This is a genomic window from Streptomyces sp. NPDC045846, from assembly GCF_056431605.1.
The window spans coordinates 1-2,802 of the sequence record NZ_JBWKKJ010000049.1 but is presented as its reverse complement, the minus strand read 5'-3'; the positions used below and the strand labels follow the sequence as shown (position 1 = coordinate 2,802).

Annotated in this window: 1 protein-coding gene and 2 pseudogenes; all 3 read left to right on the top strand. The window is 68.8% G+C overall.

Annotation, left to right across the window (positions count from 1 at the left end):
• Nucleotides 1–154: 154 nt before the first annotated feature.
• Nucleotides 155–967 (top strand): annotated as a pseudogene (locus AC07F3_RS42345) (IS110 family transposase); the annotation flags it as partial.
• A gap of 445 nt (nucleotides 968–1,412) precedes the next feature.
• On the top strand, nucleotides 1,413–2,654 hold the full coding sequence (locus AC07F3_RS42340; protein WP_479120448.1) for an IS110 family RNA-guided transposase: 1,242 nt from the start codon (nucleotides 1,413–1,415) through the stop codon (nucleotides 2,652–2,654).
• 23 nt (nucleotides 2,655–2,677) lie between these two features.
• Nucleotides 2,678–2,802, top strand: a pseudogene (locus AC07F3_RS42335) (transposase); the annotation flags it as partial.

Below are 2,802 nucleotides of genomic sequence, written 5' to 3'. Positions count from 1 at the left end.
GGGGTGTTCGTCGGAGACGCTGATCAGAGGTCCGGCCACCGTCCGGTCCGGCGCAACGCCGGACGGTTCGCGGGCGGCAGGTCTGCATAACGTGGATGCGCGAGCACGACACCCGAGCCGAGGCCGGCACCATCAACATCCCGGAAAGGGCGCGATGTTCGAGATCGAAGACGTGGGCGTGTTCCTCGGCCTGGATGTCGGCAAGTCCGCTCATCACGGCCACGGCCTGACTCCGGCAGGGAAGAAGGTCTTCGACAAGCCGCTGCCCAACAGCGAACCGAAGCTGCGGGCCGTCTTCGACAAACTTGCCGCGAAGTTCGGAATCGTCCTGGTCATCGTGGACCAGCCCGCCTCGATCGGCGCCCTGCCACTGACCGTCGCCCGCGATGCCGGCTGCCGCGTCGCCTACCTGCCCGGCCTGGCGATGCGGCGGATCGCCGACCTCTACCCCGGAGAGGCCAAGACCGACGCCCGCGACGCGGCCGTCATCGCGGACGCGGCCCGCACCATGCCGCACACCCTGCGATCCCTGGAACTGACCGACGAGATCACCGCCGAACTCACCGTGCTCGTCGGTTTCGACCAGGACCTCGCCGCCGAGGCCACCCGCACCTCCAACCGCATACGCGGCCTGCTCACCCAGTTCCACCCCAGCCTCGAACGCGTCCTCGGCCCGCGCCTCGACCACCAGGCCATCACCTGGCTCCTGGAACGACACGGCTCCCCGGCCGCCCTGCGCAAGGCCGGCCGCCGCAGACTCGTCGACCTCATCCGGCCCAAGGCTCCGCGCATGGCCCAGCGGCTGATCGACGACGTCTTCGACGCGCTCGACGAGCAGACCGTCGTCGTCCCGGGCACCGCCACCCTGGACCTCGTCATCCCCTCCCTGGCCGCGTCCCTGACCGCCGTCCACACCCAGCGACGGGCGATGGAAGCCCAGATCAACACGCTTCTGGAGGCCCACCCTAATGGGCAGTGAAGCGGGGCACCGCCAGGCCCACCCCGGCCCGTCGAGGCCCTGAAAGAGACTGCGGGCCCCGCTTCAGCAAAGCACCGTTCCTCGTGGTGGTGGTCGGTGCCGGGAGAGCCGCAGAGTACGCCCGGGCCCTTGAGCCGTTTGACAAGCGCCGGCCCCCGGCACCGTTCACCACCACGAGACCGAAGGCAACTACCGCATCCAGTCCGACGATCGGATCGTTGAAGTCCGTGGTCCGAGCCGCTCGCGGGGATCACCTCTCATCAAGCCTGGAGCCGACCGAGCTCCTGAGCAGACTGAGGGCCTCGCGGGTCGCTGGGGTCACGAACGGCTAATCGGATGCTGGGCCATCGAGCCCTTCCATTAGGGAGACGCGTGCCCCGCGCGGCTGCGACCAGCAGCAATACACCCTGACCGAGAGGACGACAACGACACGATGACCGTCACCTGCGGGATCGACTGGGCCAGCGACCACCACGACGTCGCCGTGGTCGACCACGAGGGAGCTCTGCTGGCTAGAGCCCGGATCACCGATGACGCCGCGGGCCTGCAACAGCTCCTGGACCTTCTCACCACTCATGGCGATCGCAAGGACGCCCCGATTCCGGTGGCGATCGAGACTTCCCGCGGTCTGCTCGTGGCCTGCCTTCGAGCCACCAAGCGTCCCATCTACGCGATCAACCCGATGGCAGCTGCTCGCTATCGCGACCGGCACGCGGTCGCTCGCAAGAAGTCCGACCATCTCGACGCCATGGTGCTGGCGAACATCCTGCGAACCGACCGAGCCGTCCACCGGCCGCTGCCCGACGACAGCGAACTCGCCCAGGCCGTCGCCGTCCTGGCCCGAGCCCAGCAGGACGCCGTCTGGGACCGCACTCAGGCAGGCAACAAACTCCGCTCCCACCTGCGCGAATACTTCCCTGGCTTCCTCGCGGCCTTCCAGCCCCGCCGCGAAGGACTGTGCGCGAAGGCAGCTCGCGTCGTACTGGCCGCCGCGCCCACCCCGGAGCAGGCCGCCAAGCTCACCCGCACCCAGCTGTGCTCGCTCCTGAAGAAGGCCGGCCGTCAGCGCGGCATCGAGGCGGAAGCAGAACGGCTCCGCCAGGGCCTCCGGGTCCCGCAGATGCGGCAGCTTCCGCAAGTCGAACAGGCCATGGGCCGCCAGGCCATCGCTCTGCTGAGACAACTCGACGCCGCCTGCACCAGCGCAGACGATCTGACCACTGCCGCGGTGGAGTCTTTTGAAGCACACCCGGACGCCGAGATCATCACCAGCTTTCCAGGGCTAGGCTCTCTCACCGGCGCCCGGGTGCTCGCCGAGATCGGCGACGACCGATCCCGCTTCACCGACGCGAAGGGACTCAAAGCCTTCGCCGGGGCCGCACCGGTCACCCGGGCGTCCGGCAGAAGCCTCGCGGTCATGGCCCGCAAGGTCAAGAACCAGCGACTCGCCTCCGTCGGCTATGTCTGGGCCTTCGCCGCACTGACCGCCTCACCCGGCGCCCGCGCCCACTACGACCGCCGACGGGCCGACGGAGACCGCCACACCGCCGCCCAACGCAACCTCTTCAACCGCATGCTCGGCTGCCTCCACCACTGCCTCACCAAACGAACCCACTACGCCGAAACCACCGCATTCCCCATCCCCGAAGCACCCCAACTCTCCGTTGCAGCTTGACAGATCAACTGCATCGGATGTCTCTTTCCCCGGTCCTGACGTCGATGCCCGGCGTCGGCGTCAGGACCGCCGCCGTCCTGCTGGTCACCGTCGGCGACGGCACCAGCTTCCCCACCGCCGCCCACCTCGCCTCCTACGCCGGACTCGC